A 23747-nucleotide genomic window follows, 5' to 3' on the forward strand; every position below is an offset into this window, starting at 1 on the left:
GCGATTCGGCAACCGTGTTAGAAGGGGGGCGCGGGCTCTAATTCTTGCATCAGTGCGCTGGAGGGAATGTATGCTGCGACAAGCAGTGCGCAAATCATGCACTGCCCGATCGTGCATGGGGCTTATGGTTACGGCTTGTATTCGCTGCTCCTGGTTGTTGATCAGGGCATCTCCGCCAGGTGATGCTTTTTTATCAGGAATGGTGATGTGCGCAGCATCTCCAGCATGGCATCGGCCTGCCGGGCACCGACTTCGGCCAGGTCATAGGCGGCGGGGTTCATCAGCCAGTCCTGAAGCAGGCCCACGAGGCTGCCGTGGATAATCGGGACAGCGCAGTCTAAATCCAGATTGGCAGGCAGCTGCCCCTTGTCGATTGCGGCCTCCAGCAGCTTGCGCAGGCGGGTGGCGCCTTCGCAATGGCCGTCGGAGCAGCGCTGTTGAATATCGCCGAGCTCGGCAACCATCTCGCAGCGCATCAGGATGATTTCGAAAATCTGCTGCCACTCTTTATTGGTGGCGACTTCCTTGTACAGGAATATCCAGCGCTCACGCAGGTGGCCGAGCGGGTCGCAGCCGCCGTCGTGGGGCATCTGGCAGATGGATTCGTCCGGCAGCTTTACGCGATCGGCAAGTGCGCTGAAAAGATCCGCCTTGTTCTGAAAGTGTCCATAGACGGCGCCGCGGGTTACGCCTGCCAGTTCGGCCACTTCAGTAAGGGAAGGGCGGGATACGCCGCGCTTGTGAAAAACGCTGATAGCCGCATCGAGGATGCGCTCGCGGGTTTCCTGTGCTTCTTCTTTACGCCTTCTGGCCATGAACGTGTTCCTACGCTGTCTTTCCGGTTCGTTGGCAACCGATGTCACGAGTTTTGTGGCTGGGAAACGTCCTGTCTGTGCCGGTTTGACGCGACTGAACCGGGGGATCCAGACCAGTTTGTCGCGTGCAGAGTGTAATTCATCGTCACGCGTGAATAAATAGTTGATATTCATTCATGCATGTATTTAAATCCCCCTCCTTAGCGTAACTAGTCATAAATGACCAATCTGTCACACGGAATGACATAAATGGTCAGTAGTTTGAAACTTCGTCGCGTTGGGTGTTGCGAAGTGGCTTCGGTTCGTCGCCGGGGCTTTTACAGGCTCTGTTAACCGTTTGCTGGTTTACGCCTTCCCTAGATACATATTTCCCGGCTGGCGCCTGATCGTCGATGCGCCACGTTCATGAGCGTTCCAAGAGGTTGTCATGTTGCACAAGAAAAAGTCATTGATATCCGGCAGCCTGCTGCTGGCCGCTGCGCTGTTATCGGCCTGCGGTGACAAGCAGCAAGCCATGCAGGGGCACACTCCCCAGGTCACCGTGGTGACGCTCAACAGCCAGCCGGTAACGCTGACCCGTCAGCTCCCCGGCCGCACGACGCCTTACAAGGTTGCGGAAGTGCGCCCGCAGGTGGATGGCCTTGTGAAAGGCCAGTTGTTCAAGGAAGGTGGCCTGGTGGAAGCCGGCCAGCCTCTGTATCAGCTGGACGATGCCCGTTATCAGGCAGACTATGAAAGCGCGCAGGCGGCACTCGAGCGCGCCAGGGCGCAGTTCAATGTTGCGAAACTGCAGGCGGAGCGGACCCAAGCGCTGGTAAAGAGCGGTGCGGTGAGCAAGCAGGACAACGATACCGCGATTGCGACACTGCAACAGGCAAAGGCGGACGTAGCTGCAGCGAAAGCGGCGCTTCAGCGCAGCCGGGTTCAGCTCGATTTCGCCCGCATCAGCGCACCGATTGCGGGTCGGATTGGTATTTCATCTGTGACGCAGGGGGCGCTGGTAACTGCGAACCAGGCGACGCCACTGGCGACCGTTCAGCAACTGGATCCAATTTATGTCGACCTGACCCAATCGGTCAGCGAGCTGTTGAGCCTGCGCCAGGCGTTGGCAGCGGGCACCATGGAAAGTGCGAGCCATCTGCCGGTGAGCATCCTGCTCGAAGACGGCAGCCGCTACCCCCACGATGGCAAACTCGAATTCTCTGAGGTCAGTGTTGATCCGGCCACCGGCAGCGTGCGCCTGCGCGTTACCGTGCCAAATCCCGATAACCTGCTGTTGCCCGGTATGTACGTGCGCGCGGAGGTCGGCAGTGGCCAGCGCGACAACGCCATTCTGGTTCCGCAGCAAGGCATTGCGCGCGACCCGAAGGGCAACACCACCGCTCTGGTCGTGGCCGAGGGCAATACGGTTGAAGTTCGCAACGTCAAGGTTGGCCAGACCGTAGGCAGCTATTGGCTGGTTGAAAGCGGTTTGAACGTTGGTGATCGCGTCATCGTTGAAGGGCTGCAAAAGGTGCGTCCCGGTGCGGTAGTTAACGCTGGCGAGGCGGCGGCACCAGCGCCGGTGGATCTGCCGGCACCAAGCGATTCGGCCAAAGCGCAGCCGGATAACGGCCAGGCAAGCGACGCGAGCAAGGGGTAACCGCTATGGCAGGATTTTTCATTGATCGCCCAATTTTTGCCTGGGTGATTGCAATCGTCATCATGCTGTTTGGTGGTCTGGCGATCACCAAGTTGCCTGTCGAGCGCTACCCGGATATTGCGCCGCCGGTAGTTTCCATTAATGCGAGCTATCCCGGGGCTTCCGCGAAAGTCATCGAAGACACGGTGACCCAGGTTATCGAGCAGAACATGAAAGGCCTCGATGGCCTCATTTATATGTCTGCCACCAGCGAATCGATTGGTACCGTGGGTATTACGTTGACCTTTGCCAACGGCACCGATCCGGACATCGCCCAGGTGCAGGTACAGAACAAGCTGCAGCTGGCGATGCCGCTGTTGCCAGAGGAAGTGCAGCGCCAGGGAATTACCGTTGGTAAGGGACGCAGCGGCTTCCTGATGGTTTTGGGCTTTGTTTCGTCCGACGGCAGCATGGAGAAAGCAGACATCGCCGACTTCGTGGTGTCGAACATTGCCGATCCTCTGAGCCGGGTTCCAGGCGTGGGAAGTATCCAGGTCTTTGGTTCGAAATACGCCATGCGCATCTGGCTGGATCCCAACAAGCTGGATGCCTACAAGCTGACGCCGTCTGACATCGTTGCGGCGGTACGTGCGGAAAATCAGCAGGTGGCCGTTGGCAGCCTGGGTGGTACTCCCGCCGTGGCGGGCCAGCAGCTCACCGCAAGTATTACTGCGCAGAGCCGTATGCAGACACCGGAAGAATTTCGCAACGTAATCCTGCGCGCGAATGCCGACGGTTCGGTACTGAAACTCGGCGACGTTGCCCGCGTTGAACTGGGTGCGGAAAACTACGGCAATATCACCCGGTATAACCGCTTGCCGGCCACCGGTGTGGCCATCTCCCTGGCCACCGGTGCCAATGCACTGGAAACCGCAGACGCCGTGAAGGCGAAGCTGGCGGAGATGAGTCCGTATTTTCCCGCTGGCCTGAAAAGTGTGGTGCCGTTTGATACCACGCCGTTTGTAAAGGTATCCATTCACGGCGTTCTGCAGACGCTGGTAGAGGCGGTGATCCTGGTATTCCTGGTGATGCTGCTGTTCCTGCAGAACATCCGCGCCACCATTATTCCGACCATTGCCGTACCCGTGGTGCTGCTCGGTACTTTTGGTGTGCTCTCGCTGCTGGGCTTCTCGGTCAACATGCTCACCATGTTTGCGATGGTATTGGCCATCGGCCTGCTGGTGGACGACGCCATCGTGGTGGTGGAGAACGTTGAGCGGGTGATGCACGAAGAGCATCTGTCGCCCAAGGAAGCCACCAAAAAATCCATGAAACAGATTACCGGCGCGCTGGTCGGTATCGGTGTGGTGCTGTCAGCCGTATTTGTGCCGATGGCATTTATGGAGGGTTCCACCGGGGTTATTTATCGTCAGTTCTCGGCGACCATCGTCGCAGCGATGACTTTCTCTGTACTGGTGGCCATTGTCCTGACACCGGCGCTCTGCGCCACGATGCTGAAACCCGGCAACCACGGTGCAAAAACCGGCTTCTTTGGCTGGTTCAACCGCACTTTTGATCGCGGGGCCAAAACCTATCAGCGCGGTGTACGCGGCATCCTCGCCCGCAGCGGCCGCTTTATGGCGATCTTTGTCGCGCTGACGGCGGTCATGGTATTCCTGTTTGCGCGTTCGCCGAGTTCCTTCCTGCCGGAAGAGGACCAGGGTGTGCTGTTTTCTCTGGTGCAGACGCCGGTGGGCGCTACCCAGGAGCGCACCATGGAATCGGTGAAGAAGCTCGAAAACCACTTCCTGGAAAACGAAAGCGACCTGGTCGAATCCGTGTTCTCGGTACAGGGCTTCAGCTTCGCCGGCAGTGGCCAGAACAACGCCATGGCTTTCATCAACCTGAAGGACTGGGATGAGCGTAAAGAAGAATCTGAGTCGGCCCAATCTGTGGCGATGCGGGGCATGGGCGCGCTGAGCCAGATCAAGGACGCAATCGCCTATGCGTTTGCACCGCCGGCATTGCCCGAACTTGGTACCTCCGCGGGTTTTGCGATGTATCTGAAAGACAATGCCAACCAGGGCCATACTGCCCTGATCGCAGCGCGCAACCAGTTGCTGGGTATGGCTGCCCAGAGCGCGCTGCTTACCGGCGTGCGCCCGAATGGCCAGGAAGATACACCGCAGTTCCGCCTGAAGGTGAACAATGCCAAGGCTTCGGCGCTGGGGGTTTCCATTGCCAATATCAACAGTACCCTGGGCGTCGCCTGGGGCGGTCAGTACATCGACGATTTTATCGATCGTGGCCGCATCAAGCGGGTATACATGCAGGCCGATGCGCCTTACCGCATGAATCCGGAAGACTTCCGTCTCTGGTCCGTGCGCAATGCCAGTGGCGAGATGGTTCCGGTGTCTTCTTTCGCCACATTTGAGTGGGAATACGGCTCGCCCCGTCTGGAGCGCTACAACGGTGTACCGGCGGTGCAGATCCAGGGGCAGGGCAAGCCCGGCGTGAGTTCCGGTGAAGCCATGGCAGAAATGGAACGCCTGGTAAGCCAGCTGCCGGAGGGCTTCGGGCTTGAATGGACCGCGCTTTCCTATCAGGAACAGCAGGCGGGCTCCCAGACTACGTTGCTGTATGGCCTGTCGATCCTGATCGTATTCCTGTGCCTGGCGGCGCTGTATGAAAGCTGGACTGTACCGACGGCGGTTCTGCTGGTGGCTCCGCTGGGAATCCTGGGTGCGGTGCTCGCCAGTAACCTGCGCGGATTCGAGCGCGACATCTATTTCCAGGTGGCGATGCTGACCACGGTGGGCCTGACCAGCAAAAACGCAATTCTTATTGTCGAGTTTGCCAAGCAGAACCTGGAAGCCGGCCTGTCCCTGATTGATGCGACCATGGCTGCGGTACGCGACCGCCTGCGTCCGATCCTGATGACCTCGCTGGCGTTCGGTCTCGGCGTATTGCCGCTGGCAATTGCTGCCGGTGCCGGATCCGGCGCACAGCAGGCGATTGGTACCGGAGTGCTGGGCGGCATGATTGTGGGCACATTCCTGGGCGTTTTCTTTATTCCGCTGTTCTTTGTAGTGGTTCAGAAAATGTTTGGCGGCCGCCAGCTTGCAGAATCCGGCAGTCCCTTGGCTGGCCAGCAAGTGGCAGAGAAGAAAAGCGTTGAGCATCGGGAAACCACTACCGATGCCGCTTGATTGAATTTACACGAGCTTGTAAACCTTGGCCGGGCCTCGCGAAAGCAGCCCGGCTTTTTTTATTCTGCAATATGGCCACAGTGAAATCAGCGCGCGATGGCCACCGATTTGATTTGCGCCCAAACTTGGTCGCCAGGCTTTAGCGCCAAGTGTTCGAGTGAACGTCGTGTAATTCGGGCGAGCAGCGAGGCCGGTTGATCAGCGGTCTCTGTGTCTGCATCCGGCGGGCGGCACTGCGCGGTAGCAGCGAGTTCTATCAGCGCCATCGCGGAATCCCGATCAGCGGATATCTTGCGCACCTGCACCGGCAGCCGGTTGAGAATACTGGTGTCTTCCACCGCAGTGCGGCTCAGGCTCACATCCCGGGCCAACACCCGCAGGCGGATCTGGCTGCCCACAGGATCACCGTGATCCCTAAGCCAAATTTCGCCACCATCAAAGACTGCCCGTGCCAGCTGCCACTGCGGGTCTATCTCGTCAACCGCAGCCTGCAGCAGTACGCCAATGTCGTCGCCCACCGGTACAGGAAAATCGGATCGCGAAATCAGTTCGATTGCCGGCCCGCTCGCGGATACTTGCCCGTTATCCAGTAGCACGAGGTGATCCGCCAGCCTTGCCAGCTCATCGACCGCGTGGGTGACGTACAGAATCGGGATGTCGAGGGTGCGGTGGAGCGTCTCGAGATAGGGGAGGATTTCCCGTTTGCGCATATTGTCCAGTGCGGACAGGGGCTCATCCATCAGCAACAGGCGCGGTTGAATCAGCAGTGCGCGCGCGATGGCAATACGCTGCTGTTCGCCGCCCGACAATTGCGCGGGGCTTCGCCGCAGCAGGTGGCCGATCCCCATCAGTTCCAGAATGTCGTCAATGGCGGCCTTTGCCGGTGGCGAATCCGCGCGGCGGCAGGCGAAATCGAGGTTGCCTTTTACCGAGAGGTGCGGAAACAGGCTGGGTTGCTGGAATACAAAGCCAATCGGCCGCTTGTGGGTGGGCAGGCTCTTGTCACCGTTTTGCCAGGTCTCGCCATTTACCGTCAGTACGGCACCGGGAGCCGGCTGCAGCCCGGCGATCGCGCGCAGCAGTGTGCTTTTGCCGGAACCGGATGGGCCGAATATTCCGGTAACGCCACGTCCGGGCAGGTCAAATTCTGCGTTCAGCACAAAGTGGTCTTCAGCGTTTCTGGAAGCCGCCGATGGCAACGGAATATAAAACCGGCCATAAATACCGCTGTGTGCAGTGGAAGCAGGGCTACGGGCCATAACGCAATCCATTGGCAAACGGGGTGCCGGCCGACTGCCGGTTTTGCAGTACATAAAGCACCAGCAAGACAGAAAACGAAAACAGCACCATGGCCGCCGACAGCCAGTGGGCCTGCCCGTATTCCAGCGCTTCCACATGATCGTAAATCTGTACTGATACCACGCGCGTCTCTCCCGGAATATTGCCGCCGATCATCAGCACCACACCAAACTCGCCCACCGTGTGGGCAAAGCCCAGCACCGAAGCGGTAATGATCCCCGGTTTGGCCAGCGGTAAACGCACATGCCAGAAGGTGTCCCAGGGGCTGGCCCGCAGCGTTGCAGCCACTTCAGCCGGGTGTGTTCCCTGGGCGGTAAATGCATTTTGGATTGGCTGTACCACAAACGGCAGGGAGTAGAGCAGCGACGCGATCACGAGCCCCCAGAAGGTAAAGGCCAGGGAGCCCAGGCCCAGTGAGGTTGTGAGTTGCCCCAGTGGGCCGTGCGGGCCCATAAACAGCAGCAGGTAAAACCCCAGCACTGTCGGCGGTAACACCAGTGGCAAAGTGATGAGCGCACTCAGAGGGCCCTTGAGTGGCGAGCGGGTATTGGCAAGCCAAAGCGCCAGCGGGGTGCCGACCAGCAGTAGCAGCAGGGTGACGGTGGTGGCGAGCCGCAGGGTGAGCCAGATTGCCGAGAGGTCGGATTCGCTAATGAACATGTCCCGGTGCACTCACTGGATCGTCGCGGCAGAAGCGGGAGGCCTATAACCATAGGATTCCATAATCTTTCGTGCCGCGTCACTCTGTACATACTGCCAGAACGCATTCACAGCCGCGCTGTTGCGGCCGCTTTCGAGTATGACGGCGTCTTGCAGTATTGGGCTGTACAAGTCTTCGGGCACCAGCCATGCGGAGCCCTGGCTTATCTTTCCATTGCGGGTCACCTGGGAGAGGGCGACCAGGCCGAGGTCGGCATTGCCGGAGGCGACAAACTGGAATGTCTGCGCAATGTTTTCACCCTGCACCCGATGTCTGCGTGAGGCGGATTCCAGCCCGAGGCCTTCCAGTACCTCCAGCGCTGCCGCGCCGTAAGGGGCGAGCTTGGGGTTGGCAATGGCAAGCTTGTGGTAGGTGCCCTGTTTGAGCGCGCTGCCGGATGCGTCCACCGCGCCGGGATCCGCTGACCAGAGTACCAGCCTGCCGCGGGCGTATGTGATGCGGCTGCCGGGCAGCGTCAGGCCGTCGCGCTCCAATTGTGCCGGTTTCGCCTGGTCTGCGGAGAAAAATGCCTGGAATGGAGCGCCGTGATGGATCTGGGCAAAAAACTTGCCCGAGGACCCTATCGCGAGCCGTACCTTGTGACCTGTACGGCGTTCAAATTGCTGGCTGATCGCCTCCATGGGTGCTGCGAAATTCGCTGCTACGGCAATGATTATTTCCTCAGCGCGAGTGCCCGCTGTGGCGAAGGCGCAGCAAAGGGCAAGGATATTGCAAAGTCTCGTATTCATCCTGGCGCGGCAGGATGAGTGCGCCAACCATTTCCGACAGGTTTTGAGCACAGGTGTGGGTTCCTAAAGCAGCCGTATGGCACATGAGTAGACCGGTAACCAAGCGCTATATAGTTGTGCATATGGCGGCTGACTGCAACTCCACAGGGGCACTGTCGGGCCGCCAGCGGTTGGCGAGCGCAGCAATAACCGTTAGGGTCTGACATTTTCGGCGCCAGTGTAAGAAATCCTGCCGAGGCCCGACAAACCCCCGGATTGGCAACAGCGACCAGAAGCGAACTATGACAGAGCTGTCCGTAGTGGAACCGAATGAAGCCACAGAACAGTTGATCGACCCGGTTTACCTGGGCGAGCTACGTGCGCAGATGCTCAAATTTGCCCAAATTCAGTTGGGGGATCCCTATCGGGCGGAGGACGCTGTGCAGGAGGCGTTGATCGGCGCACTCAAAAACGCGGGATCCTTCGCCCGGCGATCCGCGCTCAAGACCTGGGTGTTCTCGATCCTGAAGTTCAAGATTGCCGATATCTTCCGCGAGCAACGCAAAATTATTGCCAGTAGCGAGCTGGCCGATGGCGACGCGGATGAGGAGGTTTTTTCCGCGCTGCTGTTCAGGGAAAATGGCCACTGGCATAAGCCCCAGCGCCCAACGGCCTGGGACGGGCCGCAGGGCGGCGCCCTGAGCGCGGATTTCTGGCGAGTGTTCGACGCCTGCCTGAACGGCCTCCCGGAGCAGCAGGCCAGGGTGTTCATGCTGCGGGAATTCATCGAGCTGGAATCGGAGGAAATCTGTAGTCGCCTGAACCTCTCCACCAGCAATCTGCATGTCACTCTTTACCGTGCGCGCTTGCGATTGCGTCAATGCCTGGAGAGCAGCTGGTTTGCGTCAGAAAGCGCAGAACAAATTGCAGGGGAGATAGGAATATGATGACTTGCAAGCAGGCGACACGCGCCTGTTCTGAATCCCTGGAGCGCCCGCTGAGAGCCGCGGAAACGATTGAGCTGAAACTCCATCTCGCCATCTGCTCCGGGTGCCGCAACTTCAGCCGGCAGATGCACACACTGCGCTCTCTGGCCCGGGACTACGCGAAAAAGCCCGGGGCAGAGGGGGGCATCGAGGATGCCCCGGAAACCTGAATCGCCGACGGTCTGGGGATCAGGCTTCTCCGCTGGTGCGTTGTTCGGGCTTGCCGTACCAGAAGTTGTAATAGTCTTCGGTAACCCGCTGTTCGATGTAGGTAGCCTCTTCCCGTGGGCAGAAGAGGGTAACTGTCAATACATCGTGGCCGATATCACTGGTGGTAATACTGATTTTCGGCTCCGTACCCGCGAGCTCCACACCCATCCGGTGCTCGATCAGCTTGCAGTAACGCTCGGCAACTTCCTTGAATGAATCACAGTACTCAAGAACCCGCTCAGTGATGTAAGCCTTGGCCTTGAACGGGTTTGCGCCCTTGCTTTCCCGCACAATCGAAAACGTGTGCTCGATATAGCGGCGCATGAAATTGAGGTTCTTTACCGGCTGGGAAAAGAACACGCTGTTTGGCACGTACAGGGTGGTTCCGGTATAGCCGTTGCCGAGCCCGTGGGGGTCAATTTCCAGCAAGGTGGTACTGAGCCAGTTGTTGTCGATAACCTCGCCAAACTGGTCGCCGATTTTCACCCAATCCCCGATAGTGAACGAGCGCATGCTGGCCTGGTAGATGCCGCCCACAAGGCATTGCACTGCGTCGCGCAGTGCGACCACAATCGCGACGGAAAATGCGGCAATGGACAGCGCAAAGTTTCGCAGTTCCGGCATCCAGATGGCAAACAGCGCAAGGACGACGGAGAGATTGCCGACATTGTGAACGGTGTGTATGCGGCGACGAATGTCCTGCCGCGACCAGCTGGATTTCCTGAACAGCGCGGTCAGGATAAAACGCACGATCAAAATCGCGGCGACCGCCAGCAGGCTGATGACAAATTTGTTTTGAATGAGTTTGGTCAGTAAATCGGTGGGCATGAACTATCCAGCATTGAAGACCGGCGGTGCGGCATTTCCGGGCGACGCAAGCATAGTCGGATTGGAGTGCTAAATGAACCCGCATGCGATAAATCATTGGCGGATTTCACATTTACGAAAAGCCGGCGAGGCTCGCTAGTGGTCGGCGGAATTTGGCGCAGTGTCTGCCGTGCGCGCATTTTGTGCATGCAGTGCGCTTCCGAGCATGGAAAAGTAGTCACTGAATGCGGCGTTAATACGTTGCCGGTGAGCGCCGGTCGGGTAAAGCCCCATGCGCGCTTCTTCCGTCGCCTTGGTGCCCGACACCAGGAAATTGTTGCTGATAGTCGCGTCCTGCACAAAAGCCTCGAACGCCCGTGCGCTGATTTCTGCCGGGTCACTGAAGTACACATTGCCATTGGCCTTGTCCGCGGCGCAGGAAACCCGGAATAACTCGCTGGGATTTTCCCCGGTTTCATCCAGCATGATGGCCCTGAAACAGGCGAACAGGCGATCATTGAGCGGGTGCGGTATCGGGGTTGCGTCGCGCAGCCAGGCTTCGGAGGCGTATGTCCGCCCGCTTACGTCACTGAATACCTTGTCTGCAAGGTAGTGATCCAGCGCGTGAAACCACTCATGGGCGATGGAGCCGGGACCGGCATTCTTTGCCAGGGAGAAGGTGCGCGAGGCCGGTTCGTAAAATGCCATCGTGCCCGGGCGCCCGCCAATCCCATATTGAAATGACAGGGTCTCCCGCAGCGAGATCAGGATTTCCGGGCCGCGCAGAATCGTCATCAGATCCGCCAGCGCGTCGTAAAACAGTCCGGCGGCTCGATCCCGCTCGGCCTGGGTTACCCAGCGGCCAACACTGATGGAGCGGAACCCGAACTTTCTGCGCACATCAACAAAGGTGACCGGGTTCCGGTCTCGCTGCACGGGGCCGCGGCGGTAAAACTGTCTGGGTGAGGCCATAAATCACGTGGGCGTATCAAGCGGGGACGACGAAAGCGAAGCTGGATGTTAATACAGCACATCCGGCGCCAACAAGGGTGCAGCAAAAAGGGGCGGCAATGATGGTGGGGCTGCCGCGGTGGGGCGCGTTAACCCGGCTGAACGTCACGCCAGAACTGATTGAGGGCCTGTGACAGCGCGGTGCCGCTGGTGCAGGTCTGCAATGACCAGTGGGCCGGATAGAGCGGGCGGTAAAACGGGTCAGCGAAGCGCGCATCCGCCAGCACCACAACGCCGCGGTCGGATTCGCTTCGGATCACCCGCCCGGCGGTTTGCAGCACGCGGGTAAGCCCCGGGTAGCGGTAGGCGATATCGAAGCCATTGCCGCCACCCCCTGTGGCACAGGCGACGTCGCCGGCAAGCCGCAGCAGTTCCTGTTCTTCGTTGACCTGCGGTAAACCGACGCCCACCACAATGGTGCCGATCAGCTGCTCGCCCACGTAATCGATACCTTCCCCGAATACACCGCCCATGATGGCAAACCCAAGGGTCTGGCGATTTTCGCTGAAGGCTTCCAGGAATGCTGCACGTTCCCCGTCACTGGCACCGGCGGTTTGCTGGAGCACAGGGATTTCGGGGAACTCGCGGGCAAAGTGATCGAGCACCTGTTGCAAGAACCTGTAGGAGGGAAAGAACACCAGGTAATTGCCGGGACGGCTGTGGTAGACGCGGGCGATCATATCGACCAGTGCAGCGGTTGCGCGTTCGCGCGCGCGATACCGCGTATCCACATAGGGGCACAGGTAAACGCCCATCTGCGCAGGATCAAATGGCGATGGCAGTGACAGGTAGGGCGTAAGCGGCTGCAGGCCAAGTTGCTGATAGAGGTAGCCCGGTGGTCGCAGGGTGGCTGAAAACAGGATCACGCCGTGGAACTGGCGATAGCAGGCCTGCAGGTAATCGGCGGCGCTGAGACACAGCAGTTTCAGCTGCTGCTCCTGCCAGGGGGTATCCGGGTGCGCCCTGCGGGTCAGGCAGCGGTGCTGATCACCCAGCAGCGACTCGATGGTGAGGTAGCGGTAGAGCCCATTCAGCCACTCGCGAATTTCCTCTGGTGGAGATAGGGACTGCTCCGACAATTGGCTGACCACCGCCATCACTTTGTGCGCCGCCTGGGTGATCGCATCCGGGCGATATTCCGCGTATTGCTCGAATTCGACCGAATCCTTCGCCGAGTCTTCCCCGTGGATCGCTGGGGCGCCATGGCGGGTGATTGGGGTTACCCAGACGTCGCCATTCTGGCCGGCAAAAGATACGGCAAAGCGCTCCCGGTCTGGCCGCTCGCTGACCCAGCGATCCAGTGCCCGCACCAGTGACTGGATACTGCGTTTCAGCGACGGATAGCCCTTGCAGGCCGCAGCGGCGCGGCGGCTCTCGCTGCGGGTTAACACTGCGCTGTGCATATCCCGCGCGCGATCCGCCAGGTTGTGGGCCTCGTCCACCAGCAGTGCCCGTCGGCGGCTGTCATCACAGAGGCTCTGCATGCGCACCAGTGGATCGAATACGTAATTGAAGTCGCACACCACCAGATCCGCCCAGGGCAGCATCTGCAGTGACAGTTCAAAAGGGCACAGCTGCAGCGCGTCGGCCACGCCGGCGACAACGTCCGGTGTCAGTAGCGGTTCGCCAAGCAGCTTGTGCCGCGCTTCCGGCAGGCGATCGAAAAAACCCTGGGTGCGCGGGCATATCCCGTCGGCATCAAGGCTGCAGCGCCCGGTGCGGCAGGCGCAGGTTTTGTCCCGCGCCTGGATCTCCAGAAGTGACAGGGTCAACCCGCGATGATGCAGGCGGGTGGCGGTATCCCGCACCATCTGCCGCCCGGAGTTTTTCGCGGTGAGGTATACCAGCTGGTCGACGTGCTGTTCACCCATGGCCTTGATCGCGGGAAACAGCGTGCTGATGGTTTTACCGATACCGGTGGGCGCTTCTGCCAGCAGCTCGTTGCCATCGCGCAGGCTGCGGTAGGCGGCAACCGCGAGTTGCCGCTGGCCCGGGCGATAGTCAGGGAAGGGAAAAGTGAGCGCCTGCGCGGTGGTATGCATGCGTGTGCGGTGTTGCTGCCAGGCCTGGTGCCACTGCAGATAGGTATGCAGCGCTGCGTGGGCGAACGCCTCCAGTTCCGCGCGCTGGAAATTCTGTTGTTCCGGGTAGGACTTTTTGTCTTTCAGGTTGTACCACAGCATCTGCAGTGTCAGTGGGCCTGTGTCCCCGGTATCGCCGTGGGCCTGCTGCTCGAGGAGATAGCAAAAACCGTAGATTTTCAGCTGTGCCCAGTGCAGCTTGCGCACGGCTTCGGGCAATTTCTGCGGTGGGCAATAGGTGGTCTTGATTTCCTCGAGCATCGCCGGCTGGTGCAGGATATCCACGCGGCCGCACAGCTGAACCGGCTGCCCCGCAAACAGGAATTCAACTTGCAGACGGTATTCCGCTTCACTCCCGGGCGGGCGGCGCTTTTGCAGTTTCTGGTGCGCGCGAATACCTTCCTGGGCGGTTGGCCCCGCCGGGGCGTCCGCAAGCAGATCCCCCGTGCGACAGGCGAACGCCACCAGTTCACCCACAGACAGGCGCAAAGTTTCAGCAGTGGCCATCTCAGTCTCAGTCATCCCTGTCGCCATTCGACGTGCAATACCCGATGCGGTATCCCGTGGCGGGCGAAAAAACCGAGCCAGCGCTGCTGGTTCTGCTGCAGTCGGTCGCCGGGGCCTTTGACTTCAACCAGTTCGTAGCCGCCGTCAGCCGGAAAGTGAATCAGGTCCGGCAGGCCATTGCGGTGGTGACTGATATCCGCCAGCAGGCGCCGGAACAGTTCACGCCAGTGGTGCGCGGGAATGTGTTCCAGTGCTCGGGTCAGCAGGGCGGCCGACAGGGCCTCCCAAGCCACCAGTGGGTTGGCGATGCCCTGTTTCGAGTCGAAGTGTTGCCAGACCCGCGCCGCCAGCGTTTGCCCGGTGAGCTCTGCCAGGCGCTGATCCAATGCCTCGCGGCGCGATGGGTAAAAGTCGGGCGTACGGAAATCACTGGGCGCGACCTGAAATGGATTGAAGAAGGCTCCGGGTACGGGGGCAAACAGCAGATCCCATATGTACAGCCCCAGCACGCCATTGAACAGGGTGTTTTCCACGTAGAAGCATTCGCTGTCGTGTTCGCTCTCCAGCCAGGCCGCGGCGATCAATTCCACGCGCCCATCCGCAGGGGGTAGGGCGACGGTCTCTGTGGGAGGCTGGTAGCGGTCCGGTGCGGCCCAGTCTTTTGCGTGCTTTGCGCGCTTGGCGGTGCGGTGGCCGAAGCTTTCCGCAAACACAGTCTCAGCCTCATTCAGTGGTGCGGCGAGAATCTCGCGGCACAGTGAAAGCCCGCCATCGATATCGCCGCGCTTGACGGCAATGCGTGCGCGGCGCTCTCGCGCCGGTGGTCGCGTGCACGCCTGGTAGAGTTGATCTGCGGCATCCAGCGCGTCGCACCGTTCCAGTTGTCGCGCCAGTGTCAGGCGCAGGCGATCAACGCGCCTGTGCAGGGTAGCGTCTTCGCCATGGGCTGCCGGTAGTTGTGCGGCCAGTGCGAGGATGGCTTCACTGCCGTTTGCGAGGGCCTCGTCTGCCAGCATCAGGCAGTCGTAATACTGCAGGTGCTGTTCGATCTGCGCGCGACTCTGGAATGGCAGGTTGTGGCGGTCGAGGGGGTAGCGTTCGTACTGGTACAGACCGAGGTCCCGCAGCACCCAATCGGTGAGATCCTGATTGAGGTTGCCAAAGAAACACAACTTGAAGGTTTCAAAATGCTCCGCGGCCTGTACCGCCAGAATTGGTTCGCCTGCACTGACGTTGGCGGGATCCAGCGGCTGCTCCAGCAGGGCCTGTTCCAATTCCGGGCGCTTGATGGCATTCGGCAAGGGTGACAGGCTTCGCGGCAGCAGTTCCGCTTTGGTGAACAGCGGCAGGATTTCCGCCAGCGGGAGTGCGGGATTGCGCAGCAACAGCCCGCTTGTCACCAGCTGTTCCACGGCCCGGGGCAGGTCGTCAATTTCTGAGTAAGCGAGTTTGGTTTGCCGGAACAGGGCGCCCGCCGACGACGGCACCCCTTTGCGCGACAGCAGTCTTACGTACAGCCGCTGGCTGTCGGTCGCCAATGCCTGAAAATCCGCAAAAAATGCCCGCTCTTCTGCCGACAGCAACGCGTCGTAACGGGATATCACAAAATCCAGCAGTGCGCGGAAATTGCTCAGGTAATAGTCGGGGGCCAGTTCGACGGGGGTGGGCGAGGGCATAGCGGTACTGAATCGTGTGGGGATGGTGCATATTTGACTGTATGGTTATACAGCAGTTGCGGGGGTTGGACAAACGCTTGTGCGACCATCCATCCAGACTGTTCATGCCGTGACTGGGCTTCGGTATCGGAGCAGGTCAATCCGGGATGGCGCGTTACACGATTCGCAATATCCAGGAGCGCGCCGCCAACGAGCCCAATGTCTCGCCTGAGTCGGTCAGCTTTGGTGTAGCGATCGGACGCCTGGGCCGCGATGTGCCTTCGCCCTGCACGATGTGATGACGGGTACAGTTGCGGCTGAGTGGCCGCGGCTGCGACAATCGCCTGGGGCGATACCCGGATCCTCGCCCTATACATTCCCGGCCGAGCTCCCCCCCAGGTATCGCTCCGGCGACACCTGGGCCACGTTGCTGGTCATGATCGTTTATGCCCCAAAAGGAGATCCCTCGTGAGCATGCAGGCCAGTGCACGGGAAAATCGCGCGTGGCTACTGGGGATGCGCGAGTCCATCCCTTTGCTCGGGGGTTATATTCCCGTTGCCATTTCGTTCGGGTTGATCGCCGTTCAGTCCGGCTTCAGCAGCTGGGAGGCGGTGGCTATCTCCGTACTCATCTACGCCGGCGCATCCCAGTTTCTGTTTGTGGCCATGGTCGCGGCGGGAGCACCCCTGTGGTTTGTGGTGTTGATGACGCTACTGATCAACGCGCGCCATGTGGTCTACGGCCCCAACCTGGTTCCCTGGCTCACCACCAGCCGTTGGTGGCCCTGGCTGATGCACGGGCTCACCGACCAGATCTTCGCCCTCGCACATACCCGCCTTCCACAATTGCCCGAAGAGCAACGCCTGGGCTGGTTTTTTGGTGGCAGCCTGCTGGCCTGGTTCAGCTGGATAGGCGGGACAGCCATTAGCGCCGTGGCCGGTAAGGAACTGACGCAACAGTGGCCATTGCTCGGCGAAGTGATGCCGTTTGCATTGCCGGCGCTCTTCCTTGTGCTATTGGCTCCGCGGTTTACGTCCTGGGTGTGGTCAGTAGCGCTGGGCAGTACGGTGGTTGTTGCGCTGCTGTTTACCCTGAATGGCATGAGCAACGCGGCGATTCCGGTGGCGGCAATTGCAGGGGCAATTGTTTTTTTCGGTATGAATGCACTGAGGTAGCGGGGCAACAAGTAATGGACAGCGGAATCTGGGCAGCCTTGATCGTGACCGCCACCGGGACTTTCCTGATGCGCTCACTGCCAATGGTGTGGATGCAGCGCCACCTGGTAAGGCGCAAAGCGAAAAATACCATGGACGCCATGCCCATCTGGCTGGGTGTACTTGGGCCGCTTATGATTGCAGCGATGCTCGGGGTATCGCTGGTGCCTGCCAAAGCCGGCGTTGCCTCATGGGCAGCCACTGCGCTTGGGGTACTGGTAACCCTGCTTGTGGGCCGGCGCACAGGCTCCCTCGGCTGGCCCATTTTTGCCGGTGTCGCGGTCTTTGGGGGTGTGATATTCCTTGCGAATTCCGCGTGATGACTTAATGGCTGATGTAGAAATATGAAACTGATGATTGTGGGTGCGACTGGTCTGGTGGGTCGACATGTAATGGATCTTGCACTGGCGCACGATGCAGTGGACCAGGTGATCGCGCCCGTGCGGCGGCCACTTGCCGCGCATCCGAAACTTGTTGCGCCACACGTGGACTTTGAAGAGTTGCCGGCGGATGCCGGGTGGTGGCAGGTGGATGCAGTGGTCTGTGCCCTGGGTACCACCATGCGCATCGCGGGCTCGCGGGAGGCCTTTGCCCGGGTGGATCACGATTACCCGCTGGCGGTCGCGCGATTGGCCCACGCGCACGGCGCCCGAACCTATGTGCTGAATTCGGCCCTGGGTGCCGATCCCGATTCCCGCTTTTTCTACAACCGCACCAAGGGCGCGCTGGAACGGGATCTGCAGGGTATTGCGTTTGAATCGCTGACGTTTGTGCGCCCGGGGCTGATTGGCGGGCAGCGCGATGAGATTCGCCTCGGCGAACGCCTGGCGACCGTCCTTCTCAATATCGCCGGGCCGCTATTGCCGCGGCAATGGCGAATCAATCCCGCCACGAATATTGCACAGGCTTTACTCGATGCGGCGATAGATCCCAGATCCGGCGTCAGTTCGATAGGTTCCGCTGACCTGGCCTGAGCCCGAATCCACCTTGGTATCTACAAGCTACCTATAAAGTCAGGCCGCAAAAACGGCCTGACTTTCCGGCGTTTTGAGGTTTAAAAAATAAATTTACTGCCTTTCAAGTCAAACTCATCGTTTATCCTGGTGCGTGAGCCGGGTGCCGCGATATAGCCGCTCGACTCGACACCCATGCCATTATCCTTGCACCAATAAACGTTTCCACTGTCGTCAACCGGAAAAAATACACCATTCTGCCTGCCGACAATGGCAGCGGGGTAGCCGGAAATGACGCCGTCCCAAGGCAATTGACTCACTTTTTGGGGGTCACCATCAATAACCCAATCGCGTTCACCGGATGACCCAAGGTATTGGTTTCTAGCCACGAATCCCGTTTCTGAAGCCGCGGGCATGTAGAAGTAGAGCTTGTGGTCTCCAGTGCAGAATGCTTGGAATGACGCAACATAGTACACGTCACTGCCGGATCCAGTCTGCCATCCAGGCACCGATATACCATTGAGGTATTGATACCAAAACACATCAAATCTGTTGTTGGTTCCTTGCTGGAAGACAAAAATCATGCCGTCATCAGTGACAATAATAGAATGTGTTTTTTCAATTTTTGGGAGAAAATTATGGCAAATGACTTTCCCTGCTGGCTCCTTTATCTCCATGCTTTCTCCAACACCGGTGAATTCATAACATTTTAACTGGTTGGTTTTGTCAATTGTGAAAAGCAGGTCTTTTCCGGAAGAAAAAGCAAAACTAACCTCCTCTTTAAGCTGGAGAAGAGGGTGTCTTCTCGCCACCCATGTGCCGATACCATTCTCCCCTTCGTAAGATGACACCTGCAGCATATTGTCTTGAGTGATTGAGAAAATATTGTTGGGATCTCCAATATTTGATGACTTTATGTATTTGTCAATTGCCTGTCTGAGCAGGCCCCTAATAGTATCGATATCTGTTATGTCGGGAAAATTTTGCTCTGTCATTAGTTCGTCAAGTTGACGCAATGATACTTTTATGGGAGCTGGGTTTAGTGGTACTGATGCCATCCATGCATTGATATCGGAATTCGGCGTGCCGCCTCTAAATCTCAATTGCTCTTGCTTGGTTTCTGTTTTTCTCTGAAACTCCTCCGAAAGCTCGTTTTTTTCTGTATTCGAAGCACCTGCGGAAAATTTTTTGAATGTCGCCTCTGCTTCGGTTCCAATCTCTACGCCCGACTGGACAAGGCTCTCGTAGGTGTCGGCGTCGATACGTATGGTTTGGTACGCTATACCCCCAAAGGTTACCTCGTTGGCGAAGTGTGTGCCGAACCTTTGAATGAAAATATCGTATTCGGCTGCATTAGCGTTGATCAGGTTTTGTACTGCGTTTTTTAATTCTTGAGAAATCTTCAGCGGAGCGGAGTAGCCGTCGTCTTTATCAAGGAGTCGAATTGCTGGCGCTTCGACTTCAGCGGACATCCAGGTGAACATGGAGCGGCGCCCACGGTTTGTGCGTGCAAACGTATTGAACATGCGAGAAGCGCTTGCTTTTATTACGCCTTCTAGCCCCGCATTCACTTTCACGTGTTGTGAAAATTTTTTCTCCAAAGTTGAGGATTCAAAGATCATTTGCGATTCGCTGATCTGATCTCCTCCCGTTTCAGGTCGATATCCAACACCTTCAGGCAGAAGTCGACTGCCGTCGGCGACTGGTTTGAAATCATCGGGAAGGAATTCAAGAGCGGTAAGTAATAGGGAGGACTCTTCCAGGTCTAACGGATTTATTTTTGTTATATCAAAAAGTCGACCTAGGTAGCTTATATTTTTGAATTTTCCCGAAATGCTGCCAACAAACTGTCTTAAAGTATATTCATTATCTGTATCGGGCATTGACGAAGCTCCTGCACATAATAGGTTGGTTTTTGCCTGTCTGGTGGTTAGGCAAATTTCAATCTAGCAGCGCCTCATTTTTTTTGTGCGTCAAAAGCACATTGCTGAATGCGCACACTGCAAATACGGTCAATTTTTCACATTTTCACCCAAAATTTCTGTGCCATATTTTTCGGTGTGATCCCAATTGGCATGTTGGTACCATTTTTCTCCGGTGAATATGAATGCGTTAAATATCGCATGGGTAATTTCTTCAATACCCGTGATGTTGCCTGCTGGGATCAGCAGGCGGAATGAGTTGATATAGGGCTCCGGCTCAGAAAGTGAGAGCGTTGACGGCTAATGAAAGGGGTGCTGGATGCTGGCCAGGTTTCTGGCCCAGATTTCTTGCCCGAGATACGGGAATCGGCATGATTCTCGGCAGTATCGCGGATATTCAGGAAGCCATGAATGATCCAGACAGCGGATTTTTCGCAATCAAAGTGCTCGCCGGGTAATCTTGACGCCGTCGGTAATCCGCTCGCTGGGATGCAGCACAATGGATTCTCCTGGCGTAATGCCGGAAAGAATTTCCGCGGTGCGCCCGTTGTTATGACCGACCTCGACCTCCGTGCGCACGGCGCGATCACCCACCACTTTGAACACCGCCCACGCCTTCTGGTGTCGGAACAGGGCACCGGTAGGCACCTGCACCACATCGTCTGCGCGCCAGATTTCGATGGCGGCATCCACGCGATAACCGTGGCCGAGGCGCGACCATTCTTCCCTCGGATCGGTGAAGTCAACGATCACGTTGACCCGCTGTTCCTCGATTCCCAGCGCGGAAATCTTGGTAAAACCAAAGGGCTCCACCAGCCGCACGCGCCCGTGCAGTGTTTTGTCACCACCCCAGGCGGTGATTGCGACCGTCGCACCGGACTCCACTTTTACTGCATCGCGGGAAAGCAGGTCGATGACGATTTCCAGTTGTCCCGGATTGCCAATTTCCAGCAGCGGTGTGCCAACCGGTACTACCCGTTCGCTTTCCTGTAACAGCTGCAGCACACGCCCGCCAACCGGAGCAGTGACTTTAACCAGGTTGCTATCGTCGATTGTTGGTGCTCCGCGATGGGGGGCAATCAGGGCTGCGCGGGCATTGTCCAGTTCGCTCTCGCTGACACGTTCCGCGGCACGGGCGGTATCCAGCGCGGCCTTGGCGCTGTCGAGCGCGAGTTCGGTGCGCTCCAGTTCCACTTTGGAGATATAGCCTTTTACGGCCAGTTTCCGCGCGCGTTTGGCATCCGCCTCGGCAAACGCCAGTTTGGCCTCCGCATCGCGTCTTTCCGCCTCGGACAACTTGAGTGCGGCCTGGGCGCTGCGGATTGCGGCCTCGGCCTGGCTGCGGCTGCGTTCATCGAGAAACTGGGGATGGGTCGGCAGTAGCTCGGCGAGGGTGGTGGAACCGGCTTCCACCGAGTCACCCACTTCACTCTGGATGCGCAACAGGTAACCGGTGACCGGAGCCGAGACCACAAACACATCGTGCACCCGCGTATAGCCTTCATCGCTGACCGCCAGCTGCATAGGGCCTCGGCTCACCTGTGTCATATCCACAGGCACCGGCTTCGGCAGGAAGGCATAGATCATGAAGGCCGCAAGCCCTGCGACTACCAGGAGCCCGACGATGCGTTTGAACAGTTTTCGCCCCATATCACTCCCGCGTCTTGAGTACGGCGACCAGATCCAGCTGCTGGATACGCCGGTGCACCAGCACACCGGAGGCCGCGGCAGACAGCAGCACCACCAGTGCCGCATAGCCGTAAGTGGAGGGGCTGATGATCAATGGAATCCGGAACAATTCGGTATTGAATGACTGCACCAGTGTCCACGCCAGCAGATAGCCGAGAGAGGCGCCCAGTGGCAGCGCAAGCAGCGTCAGCAATGCCAGTTCGCCGAGCAGGATGTACGATACCTCGCCGCGGGTAAGGCCCAGTACGCGCAGGCTCGCCAGCTCGCGGCCGCGCTCCGACAGGGAAATACGCGCGCTGTTGTACACCACCCCCAGTGCGATCAGGCTGGCGAACAGGGTATTGAAAAAGACAAAGGTACCGAGGCTCTCCTGAAGCGTTTCATAAAAGGCGTCCTGGGCCTGCTCCTGCAGGCTGACGCCGGCGACTATCGGGGTGTTTTTCAGTGCCTGGTAAAATTCGTCCGTCCGATCCGGATCCACCAGCAGGTAGGTGCCGGAAATGGCGATATCGTCCTTCAATATCCGGTTCATCACTTCCAGATCCATGTAGGCCGCTGTGCCCATGTAAGTTTTTACAATGCCGCTGACCTCTACATCCAGTTCCGGGCGTCGCCCGGTGCGGATTTCCAGTCGCAGGAATTCGCCGCTGCGAATATCCAGTAATTCCGCCAGCTTGTCCGACAGTACGATGCCATAGCCGGGCAGTGGTACCGGTCGCAGGTTCGTATCGACCACGCGGCTCAACTCCGCCTGTGGTTGCAGACCGATAATCGCCTCGCGGCGGCTGTTGGGGCCGTTGCGCAGAACTACCGGTATGGCGCGAAAGGGCTCTGCGTGCATGGCCCCCGGCGCATGCAGGACATCCTGGACCGCACGCACATTGCGCGGCTCGACGAAATTGACGGTCACATCCTGGCGGTCGATCACGTTGAAACTGATATCGACCATGTACAACATCGCGTCGAGGGAAAAACTCGAACCGATCAGCAGCCCCATGGACATGGCAATGCCGATGGTGGTCATCGCTGCGCGCCGCGGCCATCGGTAGAGATGCCGCAAGATCATGCGCGATGGCTGATCGATCAGCCTTGTCATGCGATCCAGCCAGCGTGCGGAGCGGCTGTAGTCCGGCGGCGGTGGCGGCACCATTGCCACCGCCGGATCCAGGCGCACGACCCTGCGCACGGCGCCAAAAGTGCCTGCTGCAGCGACCAGCAGGCTGAAGCCTATTCCCACAAGATAGACGTCCAGCGGCGCGCGAAATAGCAGAAACGGGAACTTGAAGTAATCCATGTACATGCGCGCCAGCCCGTGGCCGAGCCACAGTCCCAGGGCTATGCCAATAACGACTCCCAGCAATGTCACCAGTCCTATCATTTTCAGGTAGTGCCGCGCCACTGCACCATTGCTGTAGCCGAACGCCTTCAGCAGGCCGATCTGTTCGCGCTCCGTATCCACCAGCCGGCCGATCACTACATTGAGCAGGAATGCCGCCACCAGCAGGAAAATGGGTGGCAATAGCCGGCCCATGGTTTCCAGCTGCTGGATTTCGTTGGTGAGGAACTGATCCGAGATCTGCTGATCGCGCCCGTAGGCGCCGGTGGCGCCATAGCGCTTGAGCAAGAGATCCAGTTGTTCCAGCAGTGCGTCAGTATTTTCGCCCGGTGAGGCGAGCAATACCGCTTCGTTGAACGCACCGTCCAGGTCGAAGGCATTGGCCAGTGCTTCCAGATTCATCCACAGCACGCCGAAGCGCTTTTTGTCCGGAACAATTTCACCCGGTGAAATCGCGTATACGTACTCCGGTGACAACACCAGGCCGGTAATGGTGAGTTTTTTCTTGGTGCCATTGAGGATTGCGTACAGGTGATCGCCGGGTTCGAGCTGGTGGGCTTCGGCGAAGGCCTCCAGTGCCAGCACTTCCTCTTCGCGCTCGGCATCCGGGTAGCGCCCGTGGCGCAATACAAAGTCGTTGATGTGGGGACCACGAATGGCCGGCAGAGACTGTATTTCGCCGGTAATGGGCGCAGCAGACCCTTCGACATCGAGGATGACACCGGCACGGATGCGGGTTTCCGCGCGGCGCACGCCGGGCAATTCGGCAATCTGTTCCAGCAGTGCACTCGGGGCGCGCTTTACTGGCGCCCAGATGTCCGCAAAACGATAGCGCTCATAGTAAGCGGCGCGGGTATCCGCGAGTGAAGCGAGCATGCCCTTGGACATCAGGTACATACCCACGCCACAGCCGATCACCACTGCAATAGCCAGTGCCTGGCCCTTGATGGCCCAGAGGTCGCGCAGGAGTTTGCGGTCGAGGGGGGCGAGGAATTCAATCACG

General features: G+C 58.6%; 19 protein-coding genes. 8 read left to right on the top strand and 11 right to left on the bottom strand.

The window, feature by feature from the left end; translation table 11 throughout:
* Nucleotides 1-161: 161 nt before the first annotated feature.
* On the bottom strand, nt 162-815 hold the full coding sequence (locus ACNKU7_RS09310; protein ID WP_418296697.1) for a TetR family transcriptional regulator: 654 nt from the start codon (nt 813-815) through the stop codon (nt 162-164).
* Between the two features lie 427 nt (nt 816-1242).
* Between ACNKU7_RS09310 and ACNKU7_RS09315 the strand changes: the two genes are divergently transcribed.
* A complete protein-coding gene (locus ACNKU7_RS09315; protein ID WP_418296698.1) occupies nt 1243-2457 on the top strand; it encodes an efflux RND transporter periplasmic adaptor subunit in 1215 nt (404 codons plus the stop codon).
* Between the two features lie 5 nt (nt 2458-2462).
* A complete protein-coding gene (locus ACNKU7_RS09320) occupies nt 2463-5645 on the top strand; it encodes an efflux RND transporter permease subunit (protein ID WP_418296699.1) in 3183 nt (1060 codons plus the stop codon).
* A gap of 86 nt (nt 5646-5731) precedes the next feature.
* Here the strand turns inward: ACNKU7_RS09320 and modC are convergent, their stop codons facing one another.
* From modC to modA, 3 genes are read right to left on the bottom strand one after another with little or no spacing between them, the layout of a single operon-like run.
* The gene (gene modC, locus ACNKU7_RS09325; protein ID WP_418296700.1) at nt 5732-6904 is read right to left on the bottom strand and encodes a molybdenum ABC transporter ATP-binding protein; all 1173 of its coding nucleotides are present in this window, start codon (nt 6902-6904) and stop codon (nt 5732-5734) included.
* Nucleotides 6894-7604: a molybdate ABC transporter permease subunit gene (gene modB, locus ACNKU7_RS09330; RefSeq protein WP_418296701.1), complete on the bottom strand. Its 711-nt coding sequence runs from the start codon at nt 7602-7604 to the stop codon at nt 6894-6896. Before modB ends, modC begins: the two co-directional genes overlap by 11 nt.
* A gap of 12 nt (nt 7605-7616) precedes the next feature.
* On the bottom strand, nt 7617-8393 hold the full coding sequence (modA, locus tag ACNKU7_RS09335; RefSeq protein WP_418296702.1) for a molybdate ABC transporter substrate-binding protein: 777 nt from the start codon (nt 8391-8393) through the stop codon (nt 7617-7619).
* Between the two features lie 281 nt (nt 8394-8674).
* Here modA and ACNKU7_RS09340 point away from each other — a divergent pair, with 281 nt between their 5' ends.
* Both ACNKU7_RS09340 and ACNKU7_RS09345 read left to right on the top strand, forming a co-directional pair.
* Complete coding sequence (locus ACNKU7_RS09340; RefSeq protein ID WP_418296703.1) at nt 8675-9319, top strand: sigma-70 family RNA polymerase sigma factor; 645 nt, start codon at nt 8675-8677, stop codon at nt 9317-9319.
* Entirely contained in the window at nt 9316-9528 is a 213-nt protein-coding gene (locus ACNKU7_RS09345; protein ID WP_418296704.1) for an anti-sigma factor family protein, read from the top strand. Before ACNKU7_RS09340 ends, ACNKU7_RS09345 begins: the two co-directional genes overlap by 4 nt.
* A 19-nt stretch (nt 9529-9547) precedes the next feature.
* Here the strand turns inward: ACNKU7_RS09345 and ACNKU7_RS09350 are convergent, their stop codons facing one another.
* The 4 genes from ACNKU7_RS09350 to ACNKU7_RS09365 all read right to left on the bottom strand — a co-directional run bounded on the left by ACNKU7_RS09350 (nt 9548) and on the right by ACNKU7_RS09365 (nt 15650).
* Nucleotides 9548-10396, bottom strand: coding sequence for a mechanosensitive ion channel family protein (locus tag ACNKU7_RS09350; RefSeq protein WP_418296705.1), 849 nt, complete (start codon nt 10394-10396; stop codon nt 9548-9550).
* A gap of 135 nt (nt 10397-10531) precedes the next feature.
* Nucleotides 10532-11347: a CLCA_X family protein gene (locus tag ACNKU7_RS09355; RefSeq protein ID WP_418296706.1), complete on the bottom strand. Its 816-nt coding sequence runs from the start codon at nt 11345-11347 to the stop codon at nt 10532-10534.
* Nucleotides 11348-11475: 128 nt separating this feature from the next.
* Complete coding sequence (locus ACNKU7_RS09360; protein ID WP_418296707.1) at nt 11476-13989, bottom strand: ATP-dependent DNA helicase; 2514 nt, start codon at nt 13987-13989, stop codon at nt 11476-11478.
* Entirely contained in the window at nt 13986-15650 is a 1665-nt protein-coding gene (locus ACNKU7_RS09365) for a VRR-NUC domain-containing protein (protein ID WP_418296708.1), read from the bottom strand. Before ACNKU7_RS09365 ends, ACNKU7_RS09360 begins: the two co-directional genes overlap by 4 nt.
* Before the next feature lie 146 nt (nt 15651-15796).
* On the opposite strand from ACNKU7_RS09365, the gene ACNKU7_RS09370 reads away from it, so the two are divergent.
* The 4 genes from ACNKU7_RS09370 to ACNKU7_RS09385 all read left to right on the top strand — a co-directional run bounded on the left by ACNKU7_RS09370 (nt 15797) and on the right by ACNKU7_RS09385 (nt 17818).
* Nucleotides 15797-15928, top strand: coding sequence for a hypothetical protein (locus tag ACNKU7_RS09370; protein WP_418296709.1), 132 nt, complete (start codon nt 15797-15799; stop codon nt 15926-15928).
* 175 nt (nt 15929-16103) lie between these two features.
* Nucleotides 16104-16805: an AzlC family ABC transporter permease gene (locus ACNKU7_RS09375; RefSeq protein ID WP_418296876.1), complete on the top strand. Its 702-nt coding sequence runs from the start codon at nt 16104-16106 to the stop codon at nt 16803-16805.
* 14 nt (nt 16806-16819) lie between these two features.
* Nucleotides 16820-17164 carry an AzlD domain-containing protein gene (locus tag ACNKU7_RS09380; RefSeq protein WP_418296710.1) on the top strand — a complete coding sequence of 115 codons (345 nt, stop codon included), beginning with the start codon at nt 16820-16822 and terminating at the stop codon, nt 17162-17164.
* Nucleotides 17165-17188: 24 nt separating this feature from the next.
* Nucleotides 17189-17818, top strand: coding sequence for an NAD(P)H-binding protein (locus ACNKU7_RS09385; RefSeq protein WP_418296711.1), 630 nt, complete (start codon nt 17189-17191; stop codon nt 17816-17818).
* Between the two features lie 80 nt (nt 17819-17898).
* Here the strand turns inward: ACNKU7_RS09385 and ACNKU7_RS09390 are convergent, their stop codons facing one another.
* The 3 genes from ACNKU7_RS09390 to ACNKU7_RS09400 form a co-directional block, all read right to left on the bottom strand.
* Nucleotides 17899-19680, bottom strand: coding sequence for an MAC/perforin domain-containing protein (locus tag ACNKU7_RS09390; RefSeq protein WP_418296712.1), 1782 nt, complete (start codon nt 19678-19680; stop codon nt 17899-17901).
* Nucleotides 19681-20157: 477 nt separating this feature from the next.
* Nucleotides 20158-21369 (bottom strand): efflux RND transporter periplasmic adaptor subunit, encoded by a 1212-nt coding sequence (locus ACNKU7_RS09395; protein WP_418296713.1) that lies wholly within the window; start codon nt 21367-21369, stop codon nt 20158-20160.
* A gap of 1 nt (nt 21370) precedes the next feature.
* A complete protein-coding gene (locus ACNKU7_RS09400; protein WP_418296714.1) occupies nt 21371-23746 on the bottom strand; it encodes an ABC transporter permease in 2376 nt (791 codons plus the stop codon).
* Nucleotide 23747 lies beyond the last annotated feature (1 nt).

Origin of the sequence: Microbulbifer weihaiensis (assembly GCF_048323715.1) — a bacterium.
GTDB lineage: Bacteria > Pseudomonadota > Gammaproteobacteria > Pseudomonadales > Cellvibrionaceae > Microbulbifer.